General features: G+C 38.4%; 24 protein-coding genes and 2 pseudogenes. 18 read left to right on the plus strand and 8 right to left on the minus strand.

From position 1 onward, the window contains the following. Positions 1–11: 11 nt before the first annotated feature. Together WAX78_RS09900 and hemQ are read right to left on the minus strand one after the other, a co-directional pair. Positions 12–434, minus strand: a complete 423-nt coding sequence (locus WAX78_RS09900) for a cell wall hydrolase (protein WP_336482115.1) — start codon at positions 432–434, stop codon at positions 12–14. Positions 435–636: 202 nt separating this feature from the next. Beyond that, positions 637–1,380, minus strand: coding sequence for a hydrogen peroxide-dependent heme synthase (gene hemQ / locus WAX78_RS09905; protein ID WP_336482116.1), 744 nt, complete (start codon positions 1,378–1,380; stop codon positions 637–639). Between the two features lie 224 nt (positions 1,381–1,604). Here hemQ and pta point away from each other — a divergent pair, with 224 nt between their 5' ends. Next, complete coding sequence (gene pta / locus WAX78_RS09910) at positions 1,605–2,576, plus strand: phosphate acetyltransferase (protein WP_336482117.1); 972 nt, start codon at positions 1,605–1,607, stop codon at positions 2,574–2,576. 32 nt (positions 2,577–2,608) lie between these two features. Here pta and WAX78_RS09915 read toward each other — a convergent pair whose 3' ends face one another. Together WAX78_RS09915 and WAX78_RS09920 are read right to left on the minus strand one after the other, a co-directional pair. After that, positions 2,609–3,454, minus strand: coding sequence for a lipoate--protein ligase family protein (locus WAX78_RS09915; protein WP_336482118.1), 846 nt, complete (start codon positions 3,452–3,454; stop codon positions 2,609–2,611). Between the two features lie 329 nt (positions 3,455–3,783). Then, complete coding sequence (locus WAX78_RS09920) at positions 3,784–4,473, minus strand: RsfA family transcriptional regulator (protein ID WP_336482119.1); 690 nt, start codon at positions 4,471–4,473, stop codon at positions 3,784–3,786. A gap of 270 nt (positions 4,474–4,743) precedes the next feature. On the opposite strand from WAX78_RS09920, the gene WAX78_RS09925 reads away from it, so the two are divergent. The 6 genes and pseudogenes from WAX78_RS09925 to WAX78_RS09950 all read left to right on the plus strand — a co-directional run bounded on the left by WAX78_RS09925 (position 4,744) and on the right by WAX78_RS09950 (position 10,680). Continuing rightward, complete coding sequence (locus WAX78_RS09925; RefSeq protein ID WP_336482120.1) at positions 4,744–4,968, plus strand: YuzB family protein; 225 nt, start codon at positions 4,744–4,746, stop codon at positions 4,966–4,968. Positions 4,969–5,202: 234 nt separating this feature from the next. Next, positions 5,203–6,249 carry a FecCD family ABC transporter permease gene (locus WAX78_RS09930; protein ID WP_413789183.1) on the plus strand — a complete coding sequence of 349 codons (1,047 nt, stop codon included), beginning with the start codon at positions 5,203–5,205 and terminating at the stop codon, positions 6,247–6,249. Beyond that, complete coding sequence (locus WAX78_RS09935) at positions 6,246–7,262, plus strand: FecCD family ABC transporter permease (protein ID WP_336482122.1); 1,017 nt, start codon at positions 6,246–6,248, stop codon at positions 7,260–7,262. The genes WAX78_RS09930 and WAX78_RS09935 overlap by 4 nt, the downstream gene beginning before the upstream one ends. A 14-nt stretch (positions 7,263–7,276) precedes the next feature. Next, positions 7,277–8,090 (plus strand): annotated as a pseudogene (locus WAX78_RS09940) (ABC transporter ATP-binding protein). Positions 8,091–8,294: 204 nt separating this feature from the next. Then, positions 8,295–9,236 carry an ABC transporter substrate-binding protein gene (locus tag WAX78_RS09945; protein ID WP_336482124.1) on the plus strand — a complete coding sequence of 314 codons (942 nt, stop codon included), beginning with the start codon at positions 8,295–8,297 and terminating at the stop codon, positions 9,234–9,236. Positions 9,237–9,375: 139 nt separating this feature from the next. Then, positions 9,376–10,680 (plus strand): HD domain-containing protein, encoded by a 1,305-nt coding sequence (locus tag WAX78_RS09950; RefSeq protein ID WP_336482125.1) that lies wholly within the window; start codon positions 9,376–9,378, stop codon positions 10,678–10,680. Between the two features lie 35 nt (positions 10,681–10,715). Here the strand turns inward: WAX78_RS09950 and WAX78_RS09955 are convergent, their stop codons facing one another. Beyond that, positions 10,716–10,904, minus strand: a complete 189-nt coding sequence (locus WAX78_RS09955; RefSeq protein ID WP_336482126.1) for a 2-hydroxymuconate tautomerase — start codon at positions 10,902–10,904, stop codon at positions 10,716–10,718. A 112-nt stretch (positions 10,905–11,016) separates the two neighbouring features. Between WAX78_RS09955 and WAX78_RS09960 the strand changes: the two genes are divergently transcribed. The 3 genes from WAX78_RS09960 (at position 11,017) to WAX78_RS09970 (ending at position 13,014) form a co-directional block, all read left to right on the plus strand. Continuing rightward, the gene (locus WAX78_RS09960; RefSeq protein WP_336482127.1) at positions 11,017–11,691 is read left to right on the plus strand and encodes a site-2 protease family protein; all 675 of its coding nucleotides are present in this window, start codon (positions 11,017–11,019) and stop codon (positions 11,689–11,691) included. Positions 11,692–11,707: 16 nt separating this feature from the next. Beyond that, the gene (locus WAX78_RS09965) at positions 11,708–12,217 is read left to right on the plus strand and encodes a YwhD family protein (RefSeq protein WP_336482128.1); all 510 of its coding nucleotides are present in this window, start codon (positions 11,708–11,710) and stop codon (positions 12,215–12,217) included. Between the two features lie 251 nt (positions 12,218–12,468). Beyond that, positions 12,469–13,014: a GNAT family N-acetyltransferase gene (locus WAX78_RS09970; protein ID WP_336482129.1), complete on the plus strand. Its 546-nt coding sequence runs from the start codon at positions 12,469–12,471 to the stop codon at positions 13,012–13,014. 91 nt (positions 13,015–13,105) lie between these two features. Here the strand turns inward: WAX78_RS09970 and WAX78_RS09975 are convergent, their stop codons facing one another. Then, on the minus strand, positions 13,106–15,163 hold the full coding sequence (locus WAX78_RS09975; protein ID WP_336482130.1) for a transglycosylase domain-containing protein: 2,058 nt from the start codon (positions 15,161–15,163) through the stop codon (positions 13,106–13,108). A 229-nt stretch (positions 15,164–15,392) separates the two neighbouring features. Then, positions 15,393–16,118 carry a glycerophosphodiester phosphodiesterase gene (locus WAX78_RS09980; RefSeq protein WP_336482131.1) on the minus strand — a complete coding sequence of 242 codons (726 nt, stop codon included), beginning with the start codon at positions 16,116–16,118 and terminating at the stop codon, positions 15,393–15,395. A gap of 255 nt (positions 16,119–16,373) precedes the next feature. Between WAX78_RS09980 and WAX78_RS09985 the strand changes: the two genes are divergently transcribed. The 8 genes and pseudogenes from WAX78_RS09985 (at position 16,374) to argS (ending at position 23,143) form a co-directional block, all read left to right on the plus strand. Continuing rightward, positions 16,374–16,781: a MerR family transcriptional regulator gene (locus WAX78_RS09985; protein WP_336482132.1), complete on the plus strand. Its 408-nt coding sequence runs from the start codon at positions 16,374–16,376 to the stop codon at positions 16,779–16,781. A 5-nt stretch (positions 16,782–16,786) separates the two neighbouring features. Next, a pseudogene (locus tag WAX78_RS09990) lies at positions 16,787–17,277 on the plus strand (MFS transporter). Continuing rightward, positions 17,234–17,929, plus strand: coding sequence for an MFS transporter (locus tag WAX78_RS09995; RefSeq protein ID WP_336482133.1), 696 nt, complete (start codon positions 17,234–17,236; stop codon positions 17,927–17,929). Before WAX78_RS09990 ends, WAX78_RS09995 begins: the two are co-directional and overlap by 44 nt. A gap of 185 nt (positions 17,930–18,114) precedes the next feature. Then, entirely contained in the window at positions 18,115–18,942 is an 828-nt protein-coding gene (gene speE / locus WAX78_RS10000) for a polyamine aminopropyltransferase (protein ID WP_336482134.1), read from the plus strand. Between the two features lie 200 nt (positions 18,943–19,142). Next, positions 19,143–20,018: an agmatinase gene (gene speB / locus WAX78_RS10005; RefSeq protein ID WP_336482135.1), complete on the plus strand. Its 876-nt coding sequence runs from the start codon at positions 19,143–19,145 to the stop codon at positions 20,016–20,018. Positions 20,019–20,368: 350 nt separating this feature from the next. Next, the gene (locus tag WAX78_RS10010) at positions 20,369–20,728 is read left to right on the plus strand and encodes a YxeA family protein (protein WP_336482136.1); all 360 of its coding nucleotides are present in this window, start codon (positions 20,369–20,371) and stop codon (positions 20,726–20,728) included. A gap of 307 nt (positions 20,729–21,035) precedes the next feature. Then, positions 21,036–21,473, plus strand: a complete 438-nt coding sequence (locus WAX78_RS10015; protein ID WP_336482137.1) for a YwiB family protein — start codon at positions 21,036–21,038, stop codon at positions 21,471–21,473. After that, positions 21,473–23,143: an arginine--tRNA ligase gene (gene argS, locus WAX78_RS10020; RefSeq protein ID WP_336482138.1), complete on the plus strand. Its 1,671-nt coding sequence runs from the start codon at positions 21,473–21,475 to the stop codon at positions 23,141–23,143. The genes WAX78_RS10015 and argS overlap by 1 nt, the downstream gene beginning before the upstream one ends. A 79-nt stretch (positions 23,144–23,222) precedes the next feature. On the opposite strand, the gene map is transcribed toward argS, so the two are convergent. Then, positions 23,223–24,017, minus strand: coding sequence for a type I methionyl aminopeptidase (map, locus tag WAX78_RS10025; protein ID WP_336482139.1), 795 nt, complete (start codon positions 24,015–24,017; stop codon positions 23,223–23,225). Positions 24,018–24,124 lie beyond the last annotated feature (107 nt).

Below are 24,124 nucleotides of genomic sequence, written 5' to 3' on the forward strand. Positions count from 1 at the left end.
TTTTCAGTTCACTAATATACACTTGGACAGTCTTCACCAGTTGGTTGAAAAAAGCAATGGTTTTTAAAACGACCAGAATTTTCTTGATTAAACCAAGTTGGTGGACAATCACCTACCGGCCGGAAAAACCATAAAGAAAAATTAGCAGGCCAGAAGCGTTCACCTTGAACTGTACGTCTTGCTAAGGCGAGATCACTTTCACGGGCACGCTGATAGAAGTAACCTTTTTGTGTAGCCTCAAATCCACCAGGACTTTGAAATACCATTTGACGAAGGTTTCGAATCTTTTTAAAGTCTAAGCAATTCCCTCTTACGCGATTGACGCCGACATTTCCAACCATAAGCATTCCTTTAGGCCCTTCTCCTTCTGCTTCTGCTCGCATTAACCTTGCGAGTAGTTTTAAGTGTTCTTCTGTATAGGCAATAACACCCATCTGTGTCACCTCTCTTATTACTCTGCTAGAGGAAAGAAAGTGTAGAACAATCACTAATTCATACGTATGAAAAAAAGAGGGCAGATATGACAACTAAGCCATGTTTTGTGATGAGGGATAATCTTTAGTTTTGTTAGGAGGTTATTCAGCCGAGAGTGTTAGTAGGGTATAAAAAAAGGAACGAAAATCGTTCCTTTTTAGCTTACACATGTAAAAATTTTGCGACCTTCTCGCTTGGTAAAATGTTTCCAACGAAGAATGTTCCAAATTCACCGTAACGTGCACTTACTTCGTCAAAGCGCATTTCGTATATAAGTTTCTTAAATTGAAGAACATCATCAGCGAATAATGTTACGCCCCATTCATAATCATCAAAACCTACAGAACCAGTAATGATTTGACGTACTTTTCCTGCATATTGACGACCAATTTTGCCGTGGCTATACATTAATTTTTTGCGCTCTTCCATCGGTAACATGTACCAGTTATCATCACCTTGGCGGCGCTTGTCCATCGGATAGAAGCAAACGTGATTTGCTTTTGGTAATGTTGGGTATAGACGCGCAAGAATTTGTGGATTTTGGTACGGATCTTCTTCAGCAGGAAGATAGTTACTTAACTCCACAACAGATACGTAAGAGTATGTAGGAAGCATATACTCTGCTAATGTTGTTTTATTGAATTCTGCTTCAATTTCATTTAATTCTTCCATTGTTGGACGTAAAATCATGAACATGATATCAGCCTTTTGCCCAACGATTGTATACAGTGCATGGCTACCTTGTTTTGCAGTTTCTGTTTTGTTCCATTTTTCAACGATGTTTAAAAATTCGAACATTGCTTGCTGACGCTCGTCACTAGATAATGTTTTCCAAGCCGCCCAGTCCATAGAACGGAAATCGTGTAAACAATACCAACCATCTAACGTTTTTGCTGCTTCACTCATTAGGTTCACCTCAAATAATCAAGTTTTACACGTTAACTATATCATATATAGATGAAAAAGCATGTATCGGAATCTTGGGAGCACAAAATTGTCACATTTCATGGCGGAATTTTAAGAAAATATAATCATTTTCATTTTACCTATTTTTTAGAAGCAATAAGTTTAAAATATAGATAAAAAGCGGTATTCTTAAATATGGATTTGAATTTGTAGGAGGGTTATTGGTGAGCGATTTATTTACAACAGTAAAAGAAAAAGTTCAAGGTAAAGGCATTTCTATCGTACTTCCTGAAGGAACTGATGAAAGAATTTTAGGCGCTGCAGAGCGTTTAGCAAAAGAAGAATTAGTAAAACCAATCTTAGTTGGTAATAAAGAAGAAATTAGCGCGAAAGCTGCTAGCATGAATTTAACATTAGCAGGCGTTGATATTTATGATCCAGCTACATACGAAGAAATGGATGCAATGGTAGCATCTTTTGTTGAACGCCGTAAAGGTAAAGCGACAGAAGAAGCTGCTCGTGAAATCCTAAAAGACGAAAACTATTTCGGTACAATGCTTGTATACATGGGCAAAGCACACGGTTTAGTAAGCGGTGCAGCTCATTCTACGGCTGATACAGTTCGTCCAGCACTTCAAATTATTAAAACAAAACCAGGCGTTACAAAAACTTCTGGCGTATTTATCATGGTACGTGAAGAAGAGAAATACGTATTCGCTGACTGCGCAATCAACATTGCACCAAACAGCCAAGATTTAGCTGAAATTGGTATTGAAAGTGCAAAAACAGCTGAATTATTCGGCATTGATCCACGCGTTGCAATGTTAAGCTTCTCTACAAAAGGATCTGCGAAATCTCCAGAAACAGAAAAAGTTGTAGAAGCAACTCGCATCGCGAAAGAAATGGCTCCTGAATTAACATTAGACGGTGAGTTCCAATTTGACGCTGCATTCGTACCATCTGTAGCTGAAAAGAAAGCACCAGGTTCTGTTATTAAAGGTGACGCGAATGTATTCGTATTCCCAAGCTTAGAAGCTGGAAATATTGGTTACAAAATTGCACAGCGCTTAGGTAACTTCGAAGCAGTAGGACCAATCTTACAAGGCTTAAACATGCCAGTAAATGATTTATCTCGTGGTTGTAACGAAGAAGAAGTGTACAAGCTTGCTTTAATTACAGCAGCTCAAGCGCTATAATCATGAAAAAAGCCCCGCATTTGCGGGGCTTTTTAGTTTTCTAATCCAAGTGATTTATTGTTTCGATCAATAATACGTTGTAAGTGATGCTCGTATAGTGGTATCTCGTCTATTGTAAGCTGCGACGGTGTTAACTGTGGTGTAAAGTGTTGTAATGTTTTTAAAAGGCGCATCATCAAATCTTGTACGGTAATGTCTTTACCAAGTAGTTCTGATAGGGAAGCCATTGTACTTGGAATAATTTCAGGATAGGTAAACCTTGTTTCCTCTCCTTGAATGGCTAAGTTATAAAAATCACGAACAAGTGCAGCTCGTTCTGAACCGCTATTTGTGGCACATAAATAAATTTGTACAGCAACGCCTCCACGAATACGGCGCTGTGAAATACCAGCAAACTTTTTATCGTCAATGCTTAAATCATAGCTGCCAGGGCAGTAAGAGCCAACGATTTCTTTTGCTTCAATATTAACATCGTAATCTTTTAGCATTTCTTTAATTAAATGCCACATTGTATCATAGCCAAGATCGATATCAATGCCTTTTTCTGTTTCTTGGAATAGAAGAGAGACGTTCAGAACACCCTCATCTAATACAACAGCAAGCCCGCCTGAATTGCGAACAATAACATGGAAGTCTTTACTCTTTAAAAATTCAATTCCCTGTTTTAAATAAGGTAATCGTGTATCTTGAATGCCAAGAACAATTGTATTGTGATGAACCCAAGAGCGCATTGTTGCAGCGGATGTACCGTTTCCAACTGTTGTACATAACGTATCATCCATTGCGAAAGACTGCAGTGCGTGGAATTGTGGACCTAAGCTTGATTGGTCAACAATGCGCCACTCTGGTTGAGATAAAATCGAACGAGAATCGCTCATGTAAATAACCCCTTATCTATAAAATGACAATATTTATTATAGCAAAAAAGAGAGACTAGAGAGGAATGTTGTCAAAAAGAACCTGAAGGGATTGAAAATGGTGTGAAGAAACTAGAGTTAAAAGAAAATCTGAAAAAAGAGAGTTATCGCGATTTTAGTAGAGAATCTAAGATGGAAGAACTTCAAACGGTGAACCAATCCTGCATATGCCAGCAGTTATCTCTCACCTATCTTCCTCGTTTCTCTTTAAATCTTGAGGTAGAGGGCCCTACTTCTCGTTAATGCGGGATAAAAACCAGAATAAAAAGGATGCTATGATGGCATCCTTTTCATTCTGCAATCTTCTCTAAATTTCCGTTTCGATCCATGCGAAACGAGGTTTGTGTACGCTCTTCATCGTCCATTAATGCAAGTTTACGCGCACGGTTCATAATTTTCATCAGCGTCTCGTAATCTTCTTGAACTGTAGTTGATTGCTGTTCTAGTTTTTCCACTTTCTTTTCTAATTCAGCATTTCTTCGCATATACTCGGCAATTTCTTGCTTCAATCTCTCATTCTCTCTTTCAAGCGCGGATACTTTTACATTAGAAGTTCCAAGCGACTGTAGAAAATGGATAACGTCGTGCATAGCGATGGAAGAAGCTGTTGGCGTTACTTGTGCAGTTTGAATAGGTTGCATAGGTTGAATAGGTTGCTCAATTTCAATAGTCATGTTTTCATCAGTTGTTACAGTAGGTGAAACCGGCGGTGTATATAGAAGGCGTTTTTTTGCCTGTTCGCCGCCATTTGCACGCATTTTATCCTTACGATGTTTTTTCGCAAGTTGTAATGCTTGATCATAACTATAGCGCACGACAGCATTCCAACGGAATCCACAAGCTGCTGAGGTACGATTTAATTTATCACCAACTTCTTCAAAGGCATTTAATTGTGTACTTCCTTCGCGAACGTGGCGCAAAACAGTTTCAGCAAGAAGTAAATCATCTTCTTCAGTCCAAGCATCTTGTCTTACTTTCATAGATTCATCTCCCTTTCTTTTTATCAATATCTTATTTTTAGAATGGACAAAATAAATCGCTTTTATACAAAGCTTTTAAAATTATGGTAGATTTTGAGCGGAAGTGTGCTTATAGGTTATATATGCTGTGTGAAAAAGCGGGAGTATATGATTGATTTGGTGGCAGGAAGAAAACTTGCATCACATCGAAAAGAAAGGTAAAATACCATTTAGTGTTTATTGTTATATGTACTTGAGAAAAGTTTCATAATAGAGGAAGTGTTATATAAAATGGGAAACGAATTTCGTGTGTGTGATGATTGTCAGGCAACGAATATTAAGACGTTAGTACCGCGTTTAAAAAAAATAGATGAATGTGCAGATGTTCAAATTGGATGTCAATCGTATTGCGGTCCTGGTCGTAAGAAATCATTTGCATTTGTAAATAACCGTCCAGTTGCAGCACCAAATGAAGATGAGTTAATTAAAAAAATTGAAGCAAAATTAAACAAGTAAAAAGATACGATGTCGTATCTTTTTTTTGTACATTAAAGTTTTGTAGAGCGTAAAAAAGTTTTGTATAACGAAATTAGTGGTTGACAAATTTTAGTGTAAATTTGTAGAATGATATTGATAATCATTATCGAAATCAAGACTTGTTCTTGATTTTCTTTTTTACCTTATAATGAGAATGAATTTCATTACTGTTTATGTATATTGAAAGTTAGGATGTTGTAGATGGAAGCGAGTATGAAAAAGTTTTACGAAGAAGAATTGGTAGACGTAAAAGAGATAAAAAGCCGTCCCCTTATTGCCTTAATGATTTTAATTGTTGGGACTGCTTTATTAGCTTTAAGTATGGCAACTTCTATATCGTTTGGTGCTGCCGATATTAGTTTGAAAACAGTATGGCAAGCTGTGTTTCAGTTTGATGAATCGATTACATACCATAATGTTATTCAAGAGTTGCGGCTTCCAAGAGCGATTGGAGGAGCAGTTGTTGGAGCGTTTTTAGCGGTATCAGGTGCAATTATGCAAGGAATGACACGAAATCCTCTTGCGTCTCCGTCACTTATGGGGATTACAGATGGTGCTGTATTTGGAATTGCGATTATGTTTGCATTCTTTCCAAACTCGCCATATTTCATGTTCGTAATTGCTTCCTTTATTGGTGCTGCATTTGGTGCGAGTATCGTGTATGGAATTGGTGCAGCATCTCCAGGGGGATTAACGCCAATTAAGTTAGCGTTGTCAGGTGCGGCGATTAGTGCTTTATTAGGCGCAATCTCATCTGGAATTGCATTATATTTTAACTTAGCGCAAGAAGTTAGTATGTGGCATGCAGGCGGTGTTGCTGGTGTAAAATGGACAAGTTTACACATGTTACTTCCAGTCGGTCTCGTTTGTCTTATGGTTGCTATTATGCTAGCAAGGTATATTACCATTTTAAGTTTTGGTGAAGACATTGCTATTGGGCTGGGGCAAAATACGAAGCTCATTAAGTTTATCGGAACCATCCTTGTACTTGTGTTAACAGGTTGTGCAGTTTCGATGGCTGGATCCGTTGGGTTTGTTGGTCTTGTTATCCCGCACTTAACGCGCTTTCTTGTAGGTTCAGATTATCGTTGGGTGATTCCATGCTCTGCTGTCTTAGGCGGTTTGCTTATTGAGTGTGCCGACATGATCTCCCGCGTTATAAATCCGCCATTTGAAACGCCAATTGGTGCTGTAACAGCGATGGTTGGCGTACCATTCTTTCTTTACTTAGCACGTAAAGAAGGGAGAGGGAAAATGTGAATCAAGGAATTTTAACGAAAAGAAATATTTCAATTTTATCTAGTATTAGCATTTTAATTTGTACAGTATTTTTTATTAGTTTACATACAGGTACATTCAAAATGTCACCAGTTGAAGTATTGAAAACACTCGTTGGGCTTGGAGCAGAAGATCAAACAACAATTTTATTTGATTTTCGTATGCCGAGAATGATTGTTGCTCTTTTAGTAGGATCAGCATTAGCAGTATCTGGTGCAATTATGCAAGGGTTATCACGAAACCCACTTGCTGACCCAGGAATTATGGGGATTAATGCCGGAGCAGGATTATCAGTTGTAGTCTTTGTTTATTTCTTCTTTGGAAAAGTAACGATGCATTCCATTTTATCTGTATTTATTTTGCCGTTTTTTGCTTTAGTTGGTGCAATATTAGCGGCGGTTATTATTTATGCGCTCGCTTGGAAGGACGGGGTTTCTCCGATTCGTTTAATTCTTGTCGGGATTGCCGTAGCAGCTGGGTTTGGCGCTGTGAGTCTAGTATTCTCGATGAAAATGACATCGAATGATTTTCGCTTTGCTACGATTTGGTTATCGGGAAGTTTATGGGGGACAGATTGGAAGTTTGTATTAAGTGTTTTGCCGTGGATGCTTATTTTCTTACCGATCGCCTTTATGAAGGCACATGTATTAAATGTAATGAATTTAGGAGATGCGGCTGCAATTGGCCTCGGTTTGAACGTTGAGAAGGAACGCCGCAAGTTACTATTTATTGCTGTTTGTTTAGCCGGTGCCTCTGTTGCAGTAGCAGGGGGAATTAGTTTTATTGGATTAATGGCTCCCCATCTTGCGCGCCGCTTAGTAGGCGGAAAGCATCAAATAATGTTACCAACTGCTGCTTTAATTGGAACATTATTGTTATTGTTTTCTGATCTTCTTTCACGCAGTTTACTTACAACATCAGAAATACCAGTTGGTCTTGTCATTTCAGTGATAGGCGCACCGTATTTTATTTATTTACTTGTAAAAACAAGATAAGGGGGACGATCTATATGCCATCTTTATTGGTTGAGTCGATATCTGTTGGATATAACGAAAATTGCATTATTGATGGGTTATCTGTTGAAATACCTGAAGGAAAAGTTACGACAATTATTGGTCCGAATGGGTGCGGGAAATCTACGCTTCTTAAAACAGCTTCCCGTGTTTTAAAAGCAAGACGAGGCACTGTTTATTTGGACGGGAAAGCAATTGAGAAACAGCCGACGAAAGAAATTGCGAAAAAGATGGCAATCTTGCCGCAGACGGCAGAAGTGCCAACAGGTTTGACTGTATTTGAGCTTGTTTCATATGGACGTTTCCCGCATCAAAAAGGGTTCGGTACATTATCAGAAGAAGACTATCGTTACATTCGCTGGGCGCTTGATGTGACTGGCATGAGAGAGTTTGCAAATCGGCCAGCCGAGGCACTCTCAGGAGGGCAACGTCAACGTGTTTGGATTGCGATGGCGCTAGCACAAGGAACAGAGTTGCTTGTGCTAGATGAGCCGACAACATATCTTGATATGGCACATCAACTTGAAGTACTGAACCTATTAAAAAAGTTAAATGAAGAAGAAGGACGGACGATTGTAATGGTTATTCATGATTTAAATCACGCTTCCCGTTTTTCTGATTATATGATCGCGTTAAAAGATGGGAGATTGATGAAACAAGGAACGCCTAATGAGGTCATGACATCTGAAACGCTTCGCGAAGTGTTTGAAATTGAAGCACAAATGGTTCGGTGTCCAGTCAATGGCAAACCAATTTGTCTTACTTACGATTTAATGGCAATTAATAAAACAAGTGCGTAAGCAGGCCTAAGTTGGTTCTAGCGGGCAATAAATGGCTGACGATAGAGTCGGAGATTTACTGCCCGTTAGAACGGGAGAAAGTTAAATTTCCATAATTTTATAAAAATGGGTTGATTTTATAAAGAGGCTCTTGTAGATAGTCATTTTGTAAGGAAGAGTTTCGTAGCACTGTCTATTTAGAGTGGAAATTACAATAAGGTAAGGAGAGGAAATCATGAAGAAAATCAAAGTTACTCTACTAGTTTTCTTGTTAGCTGTTACTTCTGTATTATTTGCTGCATGTTCTTCTGATAAGAAAGAAGAAAAGAAAGCAGATGCAAAAAGTGAAGAGCGTGTTGTGAAACATGCAAAAGGGGAAATTAAAATTCCTGCAAATCCAAAGAGAATTGCAGATTTAAGCGGGTCAACAGAAGAATTATTAATATTCGGTATGAAGCCCGTTATTACAGCAAATACGACTCAAGAGAAAATTGATGCACATATTGCAAATCAATTAAAAGATGTGAAAGCAGTTGGTTCTGCTTGGGGCGATAAAATTAACATCGAAGCAGTAGCTGCTGCAAAACCAGATGTAATTTTGGTGAACAATCGTCAAGAAAAAATTTATGATCAATTATCCAAAATTGCACCAACAGTCATGTTAAGTACTCCATTAGATCAGTGGCGTCCAAAGTTTGAAGAAGTAGGTAAAATCTTTGGTAAAGAAAAAGAAACAGCTGCATGGCTGAAGAAATATGATGAAAAAGCAGGTCAACTACATGATAAAATCGTTGCAAAAACTGGCGATGCGAAATTCATGGTAATGGCTGCGTATCCGAATGCATTCCGTGTATACGGTGATTACGGTTACGGTAGTATCCTATTTAAAGATTTAAAATTACCAGCAGTTAATGGTACACCAACGGACAAGCCGTTAGTACAATTGCAAAAAGAAGCATTAATTGATTATAATCCAGACTATTTATTTGTATTTACGACAGGTGACGGTGCACAGCGTCTAAAAGAATTCCAAGAAGAAACGATTTGGAAAAACATGAACGCTGTGAAAAACAATCACGTGTATATGATTAAAAACGAAGATCTCAATAAAGGATACTTCCCACTTGGTAAAGAGATGTTATTAGATGAATTATCTAATTTTATTTTAGAAAAATAATGATGATAGAGAAAATCACCTTCGTTTTTTGAAGGTGATTTGCTTTTTATGCAAGTAATGTACCGTCTTTCATTTCTTTCTGTTTCGCCTTTCGTTTATAATAGAGATAAGAATATATAATGGAGGGCGGTGAATTTTAATGGCATATGTAAGTGACAAATTAAATGAAACGAAAGTGTTTAAAGACCCAGTGCATAAATATGTGCATGTACGCGACCGCGTGATTTGGGATTTAATCGGGACGAAAGAGTTTCAACGTCTGCGCCGCATTAAGCAGCTAGGAACGACATTTTTTACATTTCACGGTGCGGAGCATAGTCGCTTTACTCATTCATTAGGTGTCTATGAAATTATCCGCCGTATGATTGACGATGTGTTTGATGGAAGACCGGATTGGAACGCTGAAGATCGTTTGTTGTGCTTATGTGCAGCACTTCTGCATGATGTAGGACATGGTCCCTTTTCTCATTCATTTGAAAAAGTCTTTGAGTTAAACCATGAAAAATTTACACAAGCAATTATTGTCGGTGATACAGAAATTCATGATGTATTAAGCCGTGTTGATCATGAATTTCCGCAAAAGGTAGCGGATGTCATTGCGAAAACTTCTACTAATAAATTAGCGATCAGTATGATTTCTAGCCAAATTGACGCAGATCGCATGGACTATTTATTACGAGATGCGTATTTCACAGGTGTGAAATATGGGAACTTTGATATGGAACGGATATTACGAGTAATGCGTCCGTTTAACAATCAAGTCGTGATTAAATATAGCGGGATGCATGCTGTCGAGCATTATATTATGAGTCGTTATCAAATGTACTGGCAAGTGTATTTTCATCCGGTAACGCGCAGTGCTGAAGTGATTTTAACGAAAATTTTGCACCGGGCGAAAGCATTGCATGAACAGTACTATACATTTAAATACCATCCGGTTCATTTCTACTCTTTATTCGAAGGAGAAGTAACGGTAGAGGATTATTTAAAGTTAGACGAGAATGTGATGTATTATTACTTCCAAGTATGGCAAGAAGAAGAGGATGCCATTTTAAGTGATTTATGCCGCCGTTTTATGAATCGTAACTTGTTCAAATGTGTAGATTTCACAGAAAAGCACGGGCTAAACAATTGGGTAGAGTTAAATAGTTTATTTAAGAAGATTGGACTTGATCCAGAGTATTATTTAGTAGTAGATTCCACATCAGACTTGCCGTATGACTTTTACCGTGCAGGTGAAGAGGAAGAACGTCTGCCAATTTTACTCCTTATGCCAAATGGAGAGTTACGTGAATTATCTCGTGAGTCGGATATTGTTGAGGCAATTACAGGTAAAAAGAGAACGGATCAAAAACTGTTCTATCCACATGATTTACTGTATGAAGACGGACGAAAAGGAAAAGTAAAAGAAAAGATTATCCGTCTATTAGAAGGAAAAGAGTAGGAGAAGCAACAGAGCTGCTTCTCCTGTATCAAATATTATTTTTGGTCACTTAAGCGTTTGCCGCCAACTGCATAATGATTTTTAGACATTTCTTCGATGAAAACAACGATGTTTTCTTCAGGAGCACCAGTTGTTTCACTTACTGCTGCAGTTACTTTCTCAGCAAGGGCTTTCTTTTGTTCTTCTGTGCGTCCTTCTAGCATTTTTACTGTTACGTATGGCATATGTATCGCTCCTTTTATGTAGATTACAGTACTATTATAACGGATTCTTGAAAAGAACAATCAGAAAAAGAAATTTTTTTCTTTTTTAACATAATGAAGAGGGAGAGGAAGTATGGAACACTTTTTTGCATATCCGCTGTACCAATTACCGTTATTGGCAATGGCTGTTGTAATAGCTTTGTCAGTACATGAATTTGCACATGCTTATGTTGCGTATAAATTTGGAGATGATACAGCAAAGAGACAAGGCCGCTTAACATTATCTCCAATGGCGCATTTAGATATAATCGGGATTATTGCTGTATTATTAATCGGATTTGGTTGGGCACGTCCAGTACCGGTCAATCCTTATAATTTTAAAAGACCGCGTCTTGCTGGTATTCTTGTATCAATTGCTGGACCACTTAGTAACTTACTATTAGGAGCCCTTGGGCTTATTGCTTGGTATAGTTTGTTGAAGTTTGGGGTTATTGATGCACTCCCAATAGCAGTAGGGGAAACACTATTTCAGTTCTTTCAAATTTTTATCGGGATTAATATAGTTTTATTTATTTTTAATTTGTTACCAATTCCGCCATTAGATGGTTACCGTGTTGTGGAAGATTTAGCACCGACAAATGTACGTGCGAAAATGACGCAATATGAAAAATACGGCTCAATCATTTTATTAATTCTTGTGATTACACCGTTAGATCGATATACGATTCAGCCAATTTTCCAAGTCGTTATTCCGTATGTTTTAGGTATGCTGCATAGTATAATTGGACCATTATTTGGATTGTATTAGAAGAGGAGGATTTCCTATGGCAGAGAAAAAGAAACAAATCGGCTTTAATATTATTAAAAATGACTCTACAGATGGACATGGTGGTTTTGGAGTAGGAGCATTAAGTCTAGAAAATATTTCTCCTGTTATTATTGATGTAACAGAAGGAACGGCAGTTGTTGATATCGGTGCGATGCATGCACGCAGTGCTGCTGAAAAAGGAATTAAATTTTTAACCAATAAAGAAGAAGTACCAAATGCAAAACCATATTGGCTCGTTTGGGTAACAATTGAGCGCACTGCAAATGGTGCATATTATGCTGGCGTAACGGCATGCGAAATGACAATAGACCGTGAAATTCGCCGCGGCTATAAATCATTACCTGAGCATGTAAATAAAATGGATAAATCATTAAAGCGCCACATTATGGTTGATCATATGGATGAGCCTTCTAAAAAAGTGCTTGGTACATTCTTAAAAGAGCATAATGAGGAGCTATGGAATCTTTCTAGTGAGAAATTACGTAGTGAATTGTTAGGAGAATAATAGGAAATCCCTTTCGTGTTGAAAGGGATTTTTTGTTTGCTCTGAAATAGGTGGGGGATACCTGCCCGTAAAAGCCCGATTGGTTTGACTAACCATCAGTGGGGGATGAAAAGAACCCCCACTGATGGAAGTTTCACTTTATCCTGCTATTTGCGGGCAGTGTCACCTTATATGCAGGAAATAAAAGGTTTTGTTAGAAAACATATTTGATATGAAAATTTTTATAAAGGGTATAAGGGGGAGGACGCATCTTGGAATTAAAGGGAAGTCGTATTTTAGTAAAGATTCTTGAAGACAATGATGCAGAGAAATTGCTAGATTTGGAATTGAAAAATCGCGATTTTTTTCAAACGTATACACCGTTACGAGAGAGTGATTTTTATACGTTAGAAGGTCAACTGGATCGAATTAGGAAGAACAAGGAAAAGAAAGATCTTGATGAGTTATACTCATTTGGTATTTACATAATCGGAACAGAAGAACTAATTGGGAATATTACACTGACAGAGGTGCTGCGTGGCCCCTTACAAAGTTGCTATATTGGATATTATCTAGATAAAAATCATAATGGAAAAGGATATATGACAGAGGCTGTTCGCCTTGTTGTATCGTATGCGTTTAATGAGCTGAAACTCCATCGATTAGAAGCAGGAGTTATGCCGCATAATATAGGATCAATAAAAGTCTTAGAGAAATCAGGGTTTCATAAAGAAGGCATTGCAAAGAAAAATGTAAAGATAAATGGAAGATGGGAAGACCATCAAGTGTTAGCTATCGTAAATGATAATGCTGAATAGGAGATCGTACTTATTTTGCGTTGTTTAAGAAAGAAAAGGGTGCAGGAGACTCACTGCGCCCTTTTTGTAATGCAATCTTTGCGCGATTTCATTACCAAGGAAAATACTTTTTCCACCAGCTTTCTTTTCCTTTTTCTTTCTCTTTTAGTACAGCCTCAAATTCATCTTTCTCATCAATATGATCCATACAATATTCTGTTGGCTCAGTACCTTTTACAAAATACATTTTGACAGAAGTAGGACAACCTTTCGTTGCAATCTTTCCATTTTCAGGGTTAATGTTTAATGCGACAACATTGGTCGGCTTTTTAAAATCCTTTTTCGGGCTTTCCTCTAATCCTTGTTCCATAATGGTTGCCCACATATTTTTCGCATAAGATTGCTCAGCGGGGTTAGAGATTGTCTTTTGTTTATCGTAGCCGACCCAAACGCCTGTCACAAGCTGCGGTGTAAAGCCAATCATCCAACTATCTGTCTCGGTTGAACCTGATTTTCCAGCGTATGTGCGGGATAACTTTGGAATAAGATTTTGTCCAGTGACAGAGGCGTAGCTGCTTAATTTTTTATTAAACATGCCCGTCATCATCTCTTCCATTACAAAGGCATTATTCTCATCAAGAATTTGTTTGTTTTCTAAATGAGCGTCATACAAGATGTTTCCATCATGATCGACAACGCGCCGAATAAATGTTGGTTTGACTTGTTTGCCGCCGTTAGCAAGCATACTGTAAGCATTCGCCATTTCAAGTGGTTTTACAGGAGATGTTCCGAGCGCAAGTGATGGAACATCTTTTAATGCGCTTGTAATCCCAAATTGTTTTGCTGTTTTTACAAGTGATTCTTCACCTAAGAAAAGATGTGTTTTCACAGCGTACACATTATCAGAAACAGCAAGTGCTTGCATCATCGTTATAAAGTCATCTGCATAATAGCCTTTATAATTCGTTGGGTTATATTTTGAAACACCATCACCTAATGTGAATACAGTATGCTCACTTTTTAAGCGGGTTGCTGGTGTAAAGCCTTGCTCAAGAGCGGCGTAATATAAAAAGGGTTTAAATGTTGAACCTGGCTGCCGATACGCTTGCGTCGCTCGGTTGAATTGACTTTTCTTATAATCACGTCCGCCGACAAGGGACATTACTTCTCCTGTTTTTGGATTCATGGATACAATGGCCGTTTCTATCTCCGTTGTACTTGGAATGGTTTCGTTTACTGTACTTTCCGCAATTGTTTGTAGCTTTGGATCTAGCGTTGTGTATACACGCAGACCGCCGCGTGCTACTGTTTGTTCATCGAGACCAGCATCATTGATGAGAGAAGCTCGTACAGCATCTTGAAAATAAGGTGCCATTTCTGCTACTTCTTCTTTTTCAAGAGGTGCCAAGTCGAGTTGTTCTTTTTTTGCCGCTGCTGCTTCTTTCTTTGTGATATACCTCTGTTCTACCATTTCATCTAAAATAAGAGCTTGTCTTTCTTTGGCCCGGTTTGCATGTAAGTAGGGAGAATATAAACTTGGGCCTTTTGGAATGCCTGCTAGCATACTTGCTTCTGCTAAATTTAAATCTTTAGCATTTTTATTAAAGTAGAGACGAGCTGCTGCTTCAATGCCATAAGCACCATGCCCGTAGTAAATTGTATTTAAATAACCTTGTAAAATATTATTTTTATTGTAATTAACTTCTAGTCGAACGGTATACATCGCTTCTAACAGCTTTCGTTTCCATGTTTTATCGTGGTCCAAATATAAATTTCGGGCGTATTGCTGCGTAATTGTACTTGCGCCTTGTACTTTTGCCCTCGCTTTGATGTCAGCAATGACTGCTCCGCCGATGCGCTTTATATCAAAACCATGATGTTTATAAAAGCGCTGATCTTCAATAGAGAGAGTTGCTTCTCTCACGTAAGGTGAAATATGATCGAGTGACACATTATAGCGTTCCTGCGCTCCGTGACTTTGCCCCATAACAGAGTCGTCATTTGCATAAAAGATAGTGGTTTGTGGAACCGCAACAGGTGGTGGTCCTGCAATTTTCGCAACAAGTAAGATAATGAAAATAATAGAAACAAAGAAAATAACACATGATAACAGTGCAGTGAGGAAAAAGCGTATATATTTTGCTTGTTTTTCATTTGTTGTAAGTTCCATTTTTTTGTCACCCCTCATAGCATACTTTTATCCCGCATTAACGGGCAGTAAGACCCCCACCTCAAGTTTGAGAGAAGCGAAGAAGCTAGGTGGGGGGCTAACTGCCCGTAAAAGCCCGATTGGTTCAACTAACCATCAGTGGGGGATGAAAAAAACCCCCACTGATGGAAGTTTCACTTTACTAGTATTGAGGGTTTTGGCTGTTTTTAAACTAAAAAAGAGCTTCTTATTAAGAAAGAAGCTCAAAAGCACGTGTTGGCCAGTCGGTAATGATTACATCGACGCCGTAATCTATCATCTTTTGTAAGTCTTTGTATTCATTAATTGTATAAGGACGGAATATGTATCCTTGCTGCTGAGCCGTTTGCACAAACTCTTTTGTGAGTAATTCAAAGTTTGGGTGAAGACCATTTGCCTGTCTTTTCTTTGCTTCAGCAATTGGATCCGTGAGCGGTTCATCATATAAAATCGCGCGGGGGATCTCTGGTGCTAAATCTGCAAGCAAGGCAACGGATTCATGATTAAACGAAGAAAATACAATTTGGTTAGATAGATGAAATTCGCGAACAAGGTCGACGACTTTTTCTTCTATACGAGGATAACGAATAACATCCGTTTTTAATTCAATATTTAATTGCATTGTTGTTGTAGAAAGCCAAATAAGCACTTCGCGGAGCGTTGGGATTTTTGCTTCATGAAAAGAAGGATCTTTATAACTGCCGGCATCGAGTGCTTGCAATTGCTGGACAGTTTGTTCATATACAAGACCTATTCCATTTGTAGTTCGGTCCACAGTTTCATCGTGAATGACAACAATTTCGCCATCTTTTGATAGATGTACATCAAGCTCGATACCATGTGCACCGACACGCTCTGCCTCTTGAAACGCAATCATTGTATTTTCTGGGTGTGTACTTCTTACACCGCGATGCGCAAAAATAAGTGGTTGTTTCATAACAAATTCTCCTTATGGTTCATTTTATCCCGCTATTAACGGACAGTAAGACCTCCACCTCAAGATTCAGAGAGAAGCGAAGAAGCTAGGTGGGAGATGAAAAAATCGCGACTGATGGAAGTCTCACTTTGCTTCAATTATGAAACTGAGCGAACAAAAACACAATGCTGGTAGAAAAAGTTTACAAAAGCGTAATGCTTGCGTAAAAGTTAACGTTAACGTAAAGTTTAATGTTATTAGGAAGGAGGAATAAAATTGTATAAAATCGATGAAGTTACAAAACAAACAGGCTTAACAAAACGGACTCTTCGTTATTATGAGGAAATTGGCTTAATTCAACCACCAGAGCGAAGTGAAGGAAACATTCGCTTATATACAGATGACGATGTGGAGAGAATTAAAAAAATTGTAGAAGCGAAAGAAGTATTAGGTATTACACTTCAAGAAATGCAGTATTTCTTATCACTTAAAGAACGTATGGAGCAAAGAAAAAGTAGTGATAACCCGCGCGACCGGGAAGTAATTCAAGAAATAGCGCATATGGTGACAAATCAAATCGAGACGTTAGATAAGAAAATGCTGCAAATGAAACGCGTGAAAGAAGAATTAGAGCATAGCTTGGAAAGAGCAACGAAGTTTTTAGAGAAAACAAAGGGGGAGTGATTTATATGGAGAGTAAAAAACGACTTGGAAGACTTATTACAGTAGTCGCTACGTTTCTTGCCTTTTCGGGCATTGCAGTAGTCGATCCAATTTTGCCAATCATTGCAGAGAAAATCGGTGCAACGCATTGGCAAGTAGAAATGTTATTTACAGCTTATATTTTAACGATGGCAATTATGATGTTGCCAGCTGGCCTTTTTGCAGCAAGATTTGGCGATAAGCGTATGATGACAATTGGTCTTGCAATTGTAACGGTATTTGCGGATTATCACAAACAATTACGCAGTTATCTATTTTTCGTGCCGGCTGGGGTTTAGGAAATGCGATGTTTTTTGCAACGGCAATGACGTTATTAATTGCGCTGAGTAAAGAAGTGCATGAAGCCGTTGGGTTATATGAGGCAGCAATTGGTTTAGGTATGGGGGGAGGCCCGCTGTTAGGTGGTTTATTAGGTGGATATTCTTGGCGTTATCCGTTTTTGCGACAAGTGTTTTAATTGGTTTAGCATTTATTCTTGTTTTCTTTTTGTAAAAGAACCAGAGCGCAAAGTGAAACGTCAGTCAGCAGGATTAACTGAGTTAATTAATCTTGTGAAATATAAACCTTTTATACAGAGTGCCATTTCCGGGATGTTATATTACTATGCTTTCTTTGTTGTCTTAGCATATTCACCGCTTATTTTACATTTATCTGCCATTCAGCTTGGGCTTGTCTTTTGCGGCTGGGGTCTGGCATTAGCGTATGGTTCTGCTGTGCTTGCACACCAATTAGAAGGAAAGTATGAACCGAAAATGTTACTGCGCTATAGCTTGCTTGTGTTTGCAATCTTCTTAATCCTATTGTTCTTCGTACGAGTCATGTGGTTACAAATTGTATTAATCACTTTATCAGGACTAGCGTCTGGTCTTAATAATGCCTTATTTACAAGCTACGTAATGGATATCTCACCTTATGAAAGATCTATCACATCTGGTGTATATAACTTTGTTTGTTGGATGGGCGGGGCAATTGCACCGATTTTATCTGGTATTATTGGTCATGTGGTTTCACCGCAAAGCCCGTTTTTAGTAGGGGGAATTGTTGCATTAGTTGGATGTGTGATGATTTGTCTACCGATTCGAGAAAATGAGAGAAAAATCCTTTCCTAAGAAAGGGTTTTCTTACCGTTTTATACATAATTGACTAAATATACGAACGAAAACGACTCTTTTACAATATATTTACGTTCTTTTTTATATTTTTAACTATACATTTTACATGTTTTGTTTTATTTTTGTTAGGGGACATTAATGGTGTCCACATTATAATTTGCAACGAAAGGCGTGATTGTACAATGGAACTATGGTTCACTGAGAAACAAACAAAGCATTTTGGAATTACAGCGCGTATTAACCGCACTTTACATACGGAGCAAACAGAATTTCAAAAGCTAGATATGGTTGAAACTGAAGAATTCGGCAATATGCTTATTTTAGATGGCATGGTTATGACAACGCAAAAGGACGAATTCGTATATCACGAAATGGTAGCGCACGTACCATTATTTACACATCCAAACCCTGAAAACGTTTTAGTTGTTGGCGGCGGAGATGGCGGCGTTATTCGTGAAGTATTAAAACACCCAAGCGTGAAAAAAGCGACGCTTGTTGAGATTGATGGAAAAGTAATCGAGTACTCTAAAAAGTACTTACCAGAAATTGCTGGTGAATTAGAAAACCCACGCGTAGACGTAAAAGTAGGCGATGGCTTCATGCACATTGCTGAAAGCGAAAACGAGTATGACGTAATCATGGTTGATTCTACAGAGCCAGTAGGCCCAGCTGTAAACTTATTTACAAAAGGATTCTACGCTGGAATCTCTAAAGCGTTAAAAGAAGACGGTATTTTCGTAGCGCAAACAGATAACCCTTGGTTTACACCAGAATTAATTTCAAACGTGTTTAAAGACGTAAATGAAATTTTCCCAATTACACGTCTATATACAGCAAACATTCCAACGTACCCAAGCGGACTTTGGACATTCACAATCGGATCTAAGAAGCATGATCCACTAGAAGTAAGTGAAGAGCGTTTCCACGAAATCGAAACGAAATACTACACAAAAGAGCTTCACAAAGCAGCATTCGTATTACCGAAATTCGTTGGGGATTTAATTAAGTAAGAAAAGCGAAAGCGGCTCGCTTAAGGTGTACGGTATAAAAAGACAGAATAAGCTAGCCGCTTACGCTGTTATAAGTAAAAAATCTTCTTAGCATTGTAAGAAGAGCGTGGTAAATCGATAAAGAGGAGCAAAACAGCTCCAAATTTGAGACAAAGTGAAAGGTTGGGATACCTTCAGTTCCAGATAGGAGGAAAAAGAATATGCGTTTTGATGAAGCTTATTCAGGTAAAGTATTTATTAAAAGTCATCCAAGTTTTGAAGATGCTGAGGCTGTTATTTATGGGATGCCGATGGATTGGACAGTAAGTTATCGTCCTGGTTCTCGTTTCGGCCCAGCACGTATTCGTGAAGTATCGATTGGACTAGAAGAATATAGTCCATATTTAGATCGTGAATTAGAGGAAGTTAAATATTTTGATGCAGGTGATATTCCGCTTCCTTTTGGTAATGCACAGCGCAGCTTAGACATGATCGAAGAATATGTAACAAAACTATTAGATGCTGGTAAGTTTCCACTAGGTCTTGGTGGTGAGCACCTAGTGTCTTGGCCAATTTTTAAGGCGGTGGCCAAAAAATATCCAGATTTAGCAATTATCCATATGGATGCTCATACAGATTTACGTGAGTCGTATGAAGGCGAGCCTTTATCTCACTCTACACCAATTCGTAAAGTGTGTGATTTAATTGGTCCAGAAAACGTATATTCTTTCGGTATTCGTTCTGGTATGAAGGAAGAATTCGAGTGGGCAAAAGAAGTTGGCATGAACTTATACAAATTTGATGTGTTAGAACCATTAAAGAAAGTATTGCCAACACTTGCAGGCCGCCCAGTCTATGTCACAATTGATATCGACGTATTAGACCCAGCTCATGCTCCTGGTACAGGAACGTTAGAAGCTGGCGGTATCACATCAAAAGAACTATTAGATTCCATTGTTGCAATTGCAAATTCAAATATAAACGTAGTGGGAGCAGACTTAGTAGAAGTAGCTCCTGTATATGATCACAGCGATCAAACACCAGTCGCAGCAAGTAAGTTTGTGCGTGAAATGTTACTTGGATGGGTGCAAAAATAAAAGCGAAGTCGACTGTTTAGGCCTGGTGGCTAAGGTTCTTTCCCGCAAAAAGTGTTTTTTACTTTTTGGCGGGGAAGGTTCTTAGACGCAAAGGCCTAGGAGGCGCAGCTAGATAAAAAGCAAAGCTACCGAGTAATCCAGTCACTAGAGCTAGATGAAAAGTAAGCTTTCTAAAAAAGGCTATTTCGAATTATATCGAAATAGCCTTTTTATTTTTATTAAATATTTCACTTTACTTTCCTTACAATGATGTAAGAGAAATGTAAGGGAAATCGATAGAGAGTAGTTTTGGCAGATTTTATACTGAATGTAGCATTATACAAGGATACATGTTAGAGGTGGAAAGATTTATGCGTATGATATTAAAAGTTACAGCAGTACTTGCTATTTTAGGCGGTGCAGGTGCCTTTTACTTACAATCAAAAACAGAGGGTGTGCAAGCCTTTGTAGATAATTTTTTCTCAAGTAAGGAAGTAAAGGAATATTATACTGTAACAAATCAAGGTGAGAAAAAAGGCGATAAGTATTTGTATACATTTACTGCGTATGATAGGGACGGAAATGAGCAAGTTGTGAAAAAAATGATAAATCGTGAACTTCGTCAAGGAGTCTATTTGAAAATCTACGCAAAAGGCAGCCAAGGAAAAGGATGGGCAGAACTGCGAGAGAATGAAGTACCAGCAAAAGTGCTAGAAAAACTGAAAGAATAAAGTGAAACTTCCATCAGTGGGGGCTTTATCCCCCACCTATCTTCTTTGCTTTTCTCTGATTCTTGAGGTGGAGATGTTACTGCCCGCGAATAGCGGGATAATGAAAACCCAAGTTCATACTGAACTTGGGTTTTCTGTTTTACAAGGATGATACCAACATTTTTATAAATTTCTTTTTGAATTACATCTTTCAATAGGTTTCCTAATATTTCAGCAGACAGACACCGCTGTTTTTTGATATGATAGGAAAAGTGATTTATTATAAACTATATTTAATATCTATAACATTTCGAAAGGTGTGCAAGACGTGGAGAAGCAACTTGCAGGCTTACCAGTACAGGTTCACTTTGTAACGGAAATTCGTGAAGGGGCGCGAAAGGAAACTATTGCTTTTGACGCAAATGGTCTATACTATGTAAAAGGTCAAAGTACATATGTAACGTTTCAAGAGCCGAACGAACAAGGCGAAGTGAAGACAATTATTAAAATCCAAGATGATCAAGTTCTCATTATGCGTTCAGGTGCTGTTTCTATGCGTCAAACTCATAAAAAAGGTGAATGGACAACAGGAACGTATACGAGTGAACTTGGAACGTTTGCATTGCAAACGAAAACAGATAACGTCCTTTTTAAATGGTCGGAAGAAAAGAAAAAGGGACAACTCTTTTTAACGTATGCATTGCTTCTAAGTGAACAAGAAGCAGGCCGATATACAATTACCATTAATCTTAAGGAGGCAAAATAATGAACTCTTTAGAACAAGTAAAAGAACTCATTAAAGAGGAAATTAAAGCTGCTGTAGTAAAAGCAGAATTAGCAACAGAAGAACAAATTCCAAACGTTGTATTAGAAACACCAAAAGATAAAACACATGGTGATTTCTCTACAAACATGGCGATGCAACTTGCACGCGTAGCGAAAAAAGCACCGCGCATGATTGCAGAGGAATTAATTGCAAACTTCGATAAAGCAAAAGCTTCTATTGAAAAAATCGAAATTGCTGGACCTGGCTTCATTAACTTCTACATGGATAACAGCTACTTAACAGATTTAATCCCAACAATTATTACAGCTGGCGAAGCTTATGGTGAAACAAACACTGGTAAAGGTGAGAAAGTACAAGTTGAGTTCGTATCTGCAAACCCAACAGGTGACCTTCACTTAGGACATGCGCGCGGCGCAGCAGTTGGTGATACGTTATGTAACGTATTAGCAAAAGCAGGATACGATGTATCTCGTGAATACTACATTAACGATGCTGGTAACCAAATTCATAACTTAGCGCTTTCTGTGGAAGCTCGTTACATGCAAGCGCTAGGGTTAGATAAAGAAATGCCAGAAGACGGTTACCATGGTGCAGATATTATCGGTATCGGGAAGCGTTTAGCAGAAGAGTTTGGCGATCGTTATGCAAAAGCTGACGCAAAAGAAAGCTATGAATTCTACCGTGAGTACGGTTTGAAATATGAATTAGCAAAACTTCAAAAAGACTTAGAAAGCTTCCGCGTTAAATTTGATGTGTGGTTCTCTGAAACATCACTATACAAAAACGGAAAAATTGACGAAGCTCTGGCAGCGTTAAAAGAGCGCGAAGAAGTATTTGAAGAAGAGGGCGCAACATGGTTCCGTTCTACAACTTACGGCGATGATAAAGACCGCGTATTAATTAAAAACGATGGTTCTTACACATACTTAACGCCAGATATTGCGTATCACCGTGATAAATTAGAGCGTGGCTTTGAAAAATTAATTAACATTTGGGGTGCTGACCACCACGGTTACATTCCACGTATGAAAGCAGCAATTCAAGCGCTTGGATACGATAAAGATACATTAGAAGTAGAAATCATCCAAATGGTACAACTATACCAAAACGGTGAAAAAGTAAAAATGAGTAAACGTACAGGTAAAGCTGTTACACTTCGTGAGCTTATGGAAGAAGTAGGCGTGGACGCAATGCGTTACTTCTTTGCAATGCGCAGCGGTGACTCTCATTTAGACTTTGATATGGACTTAGCGGTATCAAAATCAAATGAAAACCCTGTATACTATGCACAATATGCACATGCACGTGTATGCAGCATCCTTCGCCAAGGTGAAGAGCTTGGATTAACTGCAGGCGGCGACGTTAACTATAAACTTGTTACTTCTGAGAAAGAAGTAGACTTACTAAAGAAACTGGGTGAATTCCCAGCAGCAGTTGCAGAAGCAGCACAAAAACGTCTGCCACACCGCATTACAAGCTATGCATTTGACTTAGCAGCAGCGCTTCACAGCTTCTACAATGCAGAAAAAGTACTAAACCAAGATAACTTAGAGTTAAGTAAAGCTCGTTACGACTTAATGCGTGCAGTACGCATTACACTTCAAAATGCATTAGCATTAGTAGGAGTATCTGCACCAGAGAAGATGTAATACCGAGTATTCTAGTCGCTGGAACTAGATAATAAAAAAGCAGGATGTACGGAAATATTTCCGTGCATCCTGCTTTTTCTTATAGTTGTGTTAAAATGATTGGTTCACCGCGTGTAACGACAACTGTATGCTCACATTGAGCAACAAGGCTTTTATCTGGTGTTACAAATGTCCAGCCATCATCACCGCGTTCGATAATATGATCTGCACCCATGGATACGAATGGTTCTACTGCTAAGACAAGTCCATCTTTTAATAGAGCGCTATCCATTGGATCGAAATAGTTTAAAATGTGATTTGGTGCTTCGTGTAAGCTAAGTCCAATGCCATGCCCTGTTAAGTTTTGAATAACTGTAAAACCGTTTTTACGAGCATCATTGGCAACTGCACGACCAATTTGGTTTTGTTTTGCGCCAGCTTTTACTTTTTTCATTGCTGCCCAAAATGCGCTTTCAGCAGCAGCGCAAAGTTTTTCTTTTGCTTCGTCTTGTCCAAGAACGAAAGAAATACCTGTATCTGCGTAGTAACCGTCAAGTGCTGCAGATACATCTACGTTTACTAAGTCGCCTTCTTTTAGGACACGATCTCCTGGAATGCCGTGAGCAACTTCTTCATTGACACTAATGCAAGTTACGCCTGGAAAATCATATTCTTTTTCAGGTGCAGAAATGGCACCGTGCTCATCTAATACTTTCTTACCAATTAAATCAAGCTCTTTCGTTGTCATACCTGGCTTCGCTTGTTTCTTCATTTCCTCGCGAGCAAGCGCAACGATGCGGCCGATTTTTCGTAAGCCTTCTAAATCTTTTTCATTACGAATAATCATGAAAACCACTGTCCTTCCTCGAATGTACATCTCACATGATTGTATCACGTTTGTTTTTGTCCTGCTACTTGCGTGGGAAAACCCGCATTTTAAGATTTCCTGACATTTGTCATATTCATATCATGACGTCTTTTACTGTTTTCCATCTCTTCCAA

The organism is Bacillus yunxiaonensis, from assembly GCF_037104695.1.
Lineage (GTDB): Bacteria > Bacillota > Bacilli > Bacillales > Bacillaceae_G > Bacillus_A > Bacillus_A yunxiaonensis.